Origin of the sequence: Xanthobacter sp. (genome assembly GCF_041911315.1) — a bacterium.
GTDB lineage: Bacteria > Pseudomonadota > Alphaproteobacteria > Rhizobiales > Xanthobacteraceae > Xanthobacter > Xanthobacter aminoxidans.
On record NZ_JAYRPE010000007.1, the window covers coordinates 50,396 to 56,955 of the forward strand.

General features: G+C 68.9%; 7 protein-coding genes. 2 read left to right on the plus strand and 5 right to left on the minus strand.

Going from position 1 to position 6,560, the window contains the following annotated elements; genetic code table 11:
* Positions 1 to 10: 10 nt before the first annotated feature.
* The gene (locus ACE3QW_RS03385; RefSeq protein WP_374250429.1) at positions 11 to 1,279 is read right to left on the minus strand and encodes a lytic murein transglycosylase; all 1,269 of its coding nucleotides are present in this window, start codon (positions 1,277 to 1,279) and stop codon (positions 11 to 13) included.
* Positions 1,280 to 1,294: 15 nt separating this feature from the next.
* Positions 1,295 to 2,191, minus strand: a complete 897-nt coding sequence (murI, locus tag ACE3QW_RS03390; protein WP_374250430.1) for a glutamate racemase — start codon at positions 2,189 to 2,191, stop codon at positions 1,295 to 1,297.
* 322 nt (positions 2,192 to 2,513) lie between these two features.
* On the opposite strand from murI, the gene ACE3QW_RS03395 reads away from it, so the two are divergent.
* Positions 2,514 to 2,936, plus strand: a complete 423-nt coding sequence (locus tag ACE3QW_RS03395; protein WP_374250431.1) for a hypothetical protein — start codon at positions 2,514 to 2,516, stop codon at positions 2,934 to 2,936.
* A 135-nt stretch (positions 2,937 to 3,071) separates the two neighbouring features.
* On the opposite strand, the gene ACE3QW_RS03400 is transcribed toward ACE3QW_RS03395, so the two are convergent.
* The 3 genes from ACE3QW_RS03400 to ACE3QW_RS03410 all read right to left on the minus strand — a co-directional run bounded on the left by ACE3QW_RS03400 (position 3,072) and on the right by ACE3QW_RS03410 (position 6,016).
* A complete protein-coding gene (locus ACE3QW_RS03400) occupies positions 3,072 to 3,578 on the minus strand; it encodes an HPP family protein (RefSeq protein ID WP_374250432.1) in 507 nt (168 codons plus the stop codon).
* A gap of 79 nt (positions 3,579 to 3,657) precedes the next feature.
* Entirely contained in the window at positions 3,658 to 4,863 is a 1,206-nt protein-coding gene (locus ACE3QW_RS03405) for an NAD-dependent formate dehydrogenase (RefSeq protein ID WP_374250433.1), read from the minus strand.
* A gap of 235 nt (positions 4,864 to 5,098) precedes the next feature.
* Positions 5,099 to 6,016, minus strand: coding sequence for a LysR family transcriptional regulator (locus ACE3QW_RS03410; RefSeq protein ID WP_374250434.1), 918 nt, complete (start codon positions 6,014 to 6,016; stop codon positions 5,099 to 5,101).
* Between the two features lie 142 nt (positions 6,017 to 6,158).
* On the opposite strand from ACE3QW_RS03410, the gene ACE3QW_RS03415 reads away from it, so the two are divergent.
* Positions 6,159 to 6,515: a winged helix-turn-helix domain-containing protein gene (locus ACE3QW_RS03415; protein WP_029558743.1), complete on the plus strand. Its 357-nt coding sequence runs from the start codon at positions 6,159 to 6,161 to the stop codon at positions 6,513 to 6,515.
* The last annotated feature ends 45 nt before the right edge of the window (positions 6,516 to 6,560 follow it).

A 6,560-nucleotide genomic window follows, 5' to 3' on the forward strand; every position in this document is an offset into this window, starting at 1 on the left:
GCAGCGACGTCTACCGCCCCTGCCGCAGTGCGTTGAGGACGGTGAGCGAGGCGTAGCCGTCCGCCGGCGTGATTCCCGCCTTCTGCTGGAAGGCGCGCACCGCGCGCATGGTGTCGGCGCCCACGCGGCCGTCGGAGCCGCCGGTGTTGAAGCCCGCCGCCGTGAGGCGCTGCTGGATCTCCTGGATCTCCGCCAGCGTCAGCGCCCGCTCGCCGCCGGGCCAGGAGGCGACGAACGGCCCCTCCCCCATCACCCGGTCGCCGAGGTGCACCACCGCCAGCGCGTAGTTGGACGAGGGGTTGTAGGAGCGCACCGCATAGAAATTGTGGAGCAGCAGCAGCGCCGGCCCGCCGGGACCGCCGGGCAGCCAGAGCCGCGCCGGCTCGTCATAGGCGGACAGCGACTGCCCCTCGATGGTGGTGAGGCCGAGTTCCCCCCACTGGGAGAGCGGGCGGCGCGTCTTGTTGTCGGCGAGGTCGGAATTGAAATTGCCGGGCAGCTTCGCCTCGAAGCCCCACGGCTCGCCGCGCCGGTACTTGCCGCGCTTCACCAGATAGTTGGCGGTGCCGGCCAGCGCGTCGTCCGGCTTGCCGAAGGGCGAGATGCGGCCGTCGCCGTCGAAATCCACGCCCATGTTGAGCCACACCTCGGGCATCCACTGGGTGTGGCCCATGGCGCCGGCCCACGAGCCGGTCATCTCCTGCGGCGTGCCCCAGCCGCGCTCGACGATGACGAGGGCGTTGAGAAGCTCCGCCTCCCAGTATTTGCGCCGCCGCGCATCGCCCCACGCCAGCGCCGCCAGCGAATTGAAGATGGGCTTCATGTGCTTGGGATTGTCGAGCACCTCGCCATAGGCGCTCTCCATGCCCCAGTAGCCGAGCATCACCCGGCGATCGACGCCGAACGCCTGCTCGATTCGATCGAACAGGGCGGAATATTGCCGGGCCTTCTGCTTGCCGGTGGCGATGCGCCAATCGGAGACGCGGCGGTTGAGATATTGCCAGGACTGCTCGGTGAACTCTTCCTGGTTGCGGTCCTGCGCATAGACCGAGGTGTCCGGCTTCAGGCCACCGAACACCTTGTTGTAGGTGGCATCCGACACGCCGCGGGCACGCGCCCGGGCGCGGAAGGTCTCGACCCATTTGGGAAAGGGCTGCGCCGCCTGCTGGGCGAAGACGGGCGGGGCGAGAAGCCCGGCACCTGCCAGAAATGCGCTCCCCGCGAGACCGAGGGTGAAGGCGCGGCGGCCGATGAGGAGGCGGGATCGGTCGTCGGTCATGGTTCCTCGGCGGGATCAGCTGGGGGAGGCGAACGGCCGGGCGGAGGCCAGCACCTCGGGATCGGCCACGGTGCGGCCGACGATGGCGGTGACACGCTCCGGCTCGAACGGCCGCAGCGTGGAGATGAGGCGCACCGGCGCCGTATCGGGCGGCGCCACGGCCGGACCGATGAGCTGCGTCACCCGCCGGGCGATGGCGGGCGCGGGATCGATCCAGGTGACGGGCCACGGCGCGAGGCGCTCGAAGCGGTCCACCAGCAGCGGATAATGGGTGCAGGCCAGAACCACCGTGTCGGTGCGCCGGCCGCCGGCGGAGACGAAGCAGGGCGCGATCTCGGCGGCGATGTCCTCATCGTCCACCGGATCGCCCGATATGGCCGCCTCGGCGAGGCCGGCGAGCCGGTCGCTGGGCACGAGGGCCACGTCGCACCCCTGCGCGAACTCGCGCACGAGGCCGGCCGTATAGTCGCGCCGCACGGTGCCAGGGGTGGCGAGCACGCTGACCCGCTTCGTCCGGGAGGCGATGCAGGCGGGCTTGATGGCGGGAACGGTGCCGATGAAGGGCAGCGCATGGCGCGCGCGCAGGCTCGGCAGCGCCAGCGTGGAAATGGTGTTGCAGGCGATGACCACCAGATCGGGCGAAACATCCGCGATCAGCCGGTCCACCACATGGCCGACGCGCTCCAGCATCACGTCGTCGGTGAGCGCGCCGTAGGGAAAGGCCGCATCATCCGCCGCATAGACGAGCCGCGCATCCGGCCGGGCCTTGGCCACCTCGCGGAAGACGGACAGCCCGCCCACCCCCGAATCGAACACAAGAATGGTCGGCGCGACGCCGGGATGGGACGCGGACGCGGTCAGCGGGGCGGCGAGGGAGGTCACGGCGGAACTCTCGATGGCAGCGTGTGCCATGGCTTATCCTCAATAGCGCAGGCGAGATTGTGACCGCGCCATCGTAAAGGAAGGGTGAGCGTGGACGGCGGGACGTTGGTTCTCCCCTCTCCCCTTGCGGGAGAGGGGCCGGGGGTGAGGGGGGCGACCTCTCCACCTGCCCTCCATCGGCCCTTTCCGCACCATACCCCTCACCCCAGCCCTCTCCCGCAAGGGGAGAGGGGGCTCGGTCCGTTGGGGTGAAAAGGGCCGCCCCACCGAAACGTCAGCGCCGTTGACGCTTGACATGCGCTATATCTGAACGAATATAGCTACATTGCCAAAGCGGGGCTGGATCGACGCCATGAAGACCGACGCCATGACGGACGAGAGCCTCCAGCGCGACGACATCATCGGGCAGGATCTCCTGTCGTTCGACGTCGCGGTGGACGGCAGCCGTTTCCGCATGAGCTTCAGCCAGCCGGATGGCTCCAGCGCGTCGCTCAACCTGCCGTCGGACTGCCTGCGCGCGCTGGTGATGACCCTGCCCAAGATGATGGCCGAGGTGCTGCGCGCCCAATACAAGGACGAGAGCCTGCGTCTCGTCTATCCCGCGCACATGGTGCGGGTGGAGCAGGCGTCCGAGCCCTCCACCCTGATCCTCACCCTCGCCACGCCCGACGGCTTCGAGGTGTCGTTTGCCCTTGGTGGTCGCCAGCTCCAGACGCTGGCCGCCGCCCACGCCAACATCCGCCGCACGGGCGAGGCGGCCCCCGTCTTCAACTGATCCCCCCTTTCTGACGAGCGACCGACCCCACCTGATCCGTTTGTTTTTCCGATCTCTTTTTCCCATCTCTCGTGTGGCATCTCGCAACGGAGGCACCGGGAGCCGAAAGGCCCCCGGTGCCATATTTTTGGCCCGTCAGCGGATCGGATAGGGACGCCGCGTCACGTATCGGTGGAAGCCGGTCGCGAGCAGCACGATGGCCATGGCACCCACCGCAACGGGCATCAGGGCGAACGTCCAGGACGCCCCCATGAGCATGGCGACGATGGGATCGGCCCCGGCCGGCGGATGCAGGGTGTCGGTCAGCAGCATCACGGCGATGGCGACACCAACGCCCATGGCCACCGCCCACGGCGCCGCGCCGCAAAAGGACAGCACGACAACGCCAACGGCCGTGGACAGCACATGCCCGCCAACGACATTGCGCGGCCGCGCCAACGGGCTTTGAGGGAGCGCGAAGACGAGGACGCAGCTTGCGCCGAAGGGCGCGATGAGCAGCAGCACGCCGGAGCCATCCTGAGCGAGACCGAGGAGGAGAATCGCCAGGAAGGCCCCGAACCCGGCAAGGCCGGCTTCAAGCGCGCGCCGGGCCAGCGGCGCCCCCTGGCCGGAGGCTCCTGACCCGGAAAAAAGGAACGTCATGGGACAAGCACCCGAAAAGCGGGAGGAAGACGGCGATGGCACGGCGGCGCCCCAGGAGAGCCGCCGCCGCGCCGGCGGATCAGCCCGCTTTCTTGAACTTCGCCGCCTCCTCCGAGCCGCCGGTGGCATTGCCCTTGGAATAAGAATGCGCTCCGACGCCGGCGAGGTTGCCGCCCTCAACGATGAGATATTCGTCGCGGATGGGGCGCCCCTCGAAGAAGCATTCGAGGATTTCACGGGTGCCGGCCGCATAGCGGGCCTGGGCGGTGAGCGAGGTGCCGGACATGTGCGGGGTCATGCCGTTCCACGCCATGGTGCGCCAGGGGTGATCGGCCGGCGCCGGCTGCGGGAACCATACGTCGCCCGCATAGCCCGCGAGCCTGCCGCTCTCCAGCGCCCGGGCGATGGCGTCGCGGTCACACAGCTTGCCGCGCGCGGTGTTGACGATGTAGGCGCCGCGCTTGAACAGCTTCAGCGTCTCCTCGTTCACCATGTGCTCGGTCTCGGGATGCAGCGGGCAGTTCAACGTCACCACATCGCAATGGGGGTACATCTCCTCGCGGGTGGCGTGGAAGGTGAGGTTCAGCTCCTTCTCGATGGCTTCCGGCAGGCGGTGGCGGTCAGTGTAGTGCAGCTCCACGTCGAACGGCGCGAGGCGGCGCAGCACGGCGAGGCCGATGCGGCCGGCAGCCACGGTGCCGACGCTCATGGCTTCCAGATCGTAGGAGTGCTGCACGCAGTCGGCGATGTTCCAGCCACCCTTGCGTGCCCAGTCATGGGCGGGGAGATAGTTGCGCACCAGGCCGAGGATCATCATCACCACGTGCTCGGCGACGCTGATGGAGTTGCAATAGGTGACTTCGGCGACGGTGACGCCCCGGTCGATGGCCGACTGCAGATCCACATGGTCCGAGCCGATGCCGGCGGTGAGCGCGAGCTTGAGGTTCTTCGCCTTGGCGAAGCGCTCGGGCGTCAGATAGGCCGGCCAGAACGGCTGGGAGATGACGATGTCGGCATCCACCAGCTCCCGCTCGAACACCGAATCCGGGCCGTCCTTGTCGGCGGTGACGACCAGCGTGTGGCCGTTGGCTTCCAGATATTTGCGCAGGCCCAGCTCGCCGGAGACGCTGCCGAGCATGGTGCCGGGGATGAAGTCGATGGCCTTCGGCGTCGGCAGGGTCTGGCCGCCGGGATAATGATCGATCTTCGGCAGGTCGTCGCGGGCATAGGTCTTCGGCAGGCCGCCGATGGGGTCGTCGTAGAGAACGCAGAGAACCTTGGCCATGGTTTCCTCCTTGAGGCGATGGAGGCGCGCGTCCGCGATCGCCGGGTGGGAGGCCGGCGCCGGTGGGAACGGGACGCATTTGGGACGATCCGCGGGGCGGCCTGAGGCCACCGCGCCGCGCTTCCATCTTGAGGCCGGCGCAGGTCGCGTCCGGCTTTTGCGAGTTAAGAGCGGGGGCGGCGGCCGGTCCAATCGTTTGGCGGCAACGATTGATAGCCGCCTGCGATAAGCCCTCTCAGGCGCAGGCGGTGAGGGCCGGCCGGGCGACGCTCTCGCCCATCCGGCGCGCCGCGTGGCGCATGAAGGCGCCCGCCAGCGGCGATTGCGGGTCGCGGTCCGAGGTGACAACGCCCACGCTCTGGCTGTGCACCGGGTCGACCAGGGGCACGGCGACGAGATGGTCCGGCGCATCGAAGGTTTCGAGATAGGTGTGGGGCACGATGCCGGACCACGCCCCCGAGCGCACCAGAGACCACACGCCGAGGAAGCTGTTGGCCTCGATGCGGGGATTGGAGGCCACCCCCGCCTCGGCGAGGATGCGGTCCACGATGCGCCGGTTCTGCATGTCGCTGGTGAGCAGGCACAAGGGATGCGCCGCCGCCTCCGACCAGCCGATGGCATTGCGGCCGGAGAAGGCGCCGGCGGCGGTGACGAAGACGTAGGTCTCGTCATAGAGCGGGAGGGAGCGCACGCGGGTCAGCGGCTCGTTCTCGGAATAGGTGACGCCGGCATCGATATCGAGCGTGTCGAGCCCGCGCTGGATGGCGGTGGAGGCCAGCGACAGCAGTTGCACCCGCACATTGGGATAGCGGGCGCAGAAGCCGTTCACCAGCGCCGGCAAGGCGGGGATGGCGGCGGGAATGGCGCCGATGCGCAGCGTGCCGGACAGGCCGGTGGCGGCATCCGAGAGGTCCTGCCGCATGCCGTTATAATCCGCCACCATGCGCTGCGCCCAGGCAAGCACGCGCTCGCCCTCCAGCGTGAGCCCGAGGAAGCGGTGGGAGCGGATGACCAGCGGCAGGCCCAGCTCCTCCTCCAGCTTGCGGATGCCGGCGGACAGGCCCGGCTGCGACACCCGGCAGGCCTCCGCCGCCCGCCCGAAATGCCCCTCGCGCGCCACCGCCACCAGATATTCGAGCTGGCGCATGAACATGTGTGTGCCCTTCCTATTCTGCGAGTCGATCTTATATATCGAAGGGAATAACGACAAGGCACCGTCCGGTTTGATAAGCTGCGCGCGGCGGATACAGCGCAGCGCCGGGCGATCCGATGCGCGATTGCGTGTGTGAGGTTCCATGGCGTCGCTGAGCGTGAGAATCGACCTTGCTCCCGGAGGCCGGCTCGGCCCCGGCAAGATCGAGCTTCTGGAGAAGATCGAGGCGCTCGGCTCCATCTCGGCGGCGGGCCGCGAGATGGACATGTCCTATCGCCGGGCGTGGGAGCTGGTGGAGGAACTGAACACGCTCTTCCCCGCCCCGCTCGTCTCCGCCCGCTCCGGCGGCAAGCACGGCGGCGGCACGGCGCTCACGGCGCTGGGGCAGGCGGTCGTCGCCAATTATCGCGCCATCGAGAAGGCCGCCGATGCGGCGACGCGCGCGGCCGTGGCGGAGCTGGAGGCGGAACTCGCCGCCACGCCCACCGCCGCCGAATAGTCCCGCGACCTCCGCGCGGCCGGCCCTAGGCCCGCGCCGCCCGCA

Bases quoted from the DNA above. Each gene is read 5' to 3' on its own strand.
- ACE3QW_RS03385 (WP_374250429.1), bottom strand. From the start codon at position 1,279: ATGACCGACGACCGATCCCGCCTCCTCATCGGCCGCCGCGCCTTCACC.
- murI (WP_374250430.1), bottom strand. From the start codon at position 2,191: ATGGCACACGCTGCCATCGAGAGTTCCGCCGTGACCTCCCTCGCCGCC.
- ACE3QW_RS03395 (WP_374250431.1), top strand. From the start codon at position 2,514: ATGAAGACCGACGCCATGACGGACGAGAGCCTCCAGCGCGACGACATC.
- ACE3QW_RS03400 (WP_374250432.1), bottom strand. From the start codon at position 3,578: ATGACGTTCCTTTTTTCCGGGTCAGGAGCCTCCGGCCAGGGGGCGCCG.
- ACE3QW_RS03405 (WP_374250433.1), bottom strand. From the start codon at position 4,863: ATGGCCAAGGTTCTCTGCGTTCTCTACGACGACCCCATCGGCGGCCTG.
- ACE3QW_RS03410 (WP_374250434.1), bottom strand. From the start codon at position 6,016: ATGTTCATGCGCCAGCTCGAATATCTGGTGGCGGTGGCGCGCGAGGGG.
- ACE3QW_RS03415 (WP_029558743.1), top strand. From the start codon at position 6,159: ATGGCGTCGCTGAGCGTGAGAATCGACCTTGCTCCCGGAGGCCGGCTC.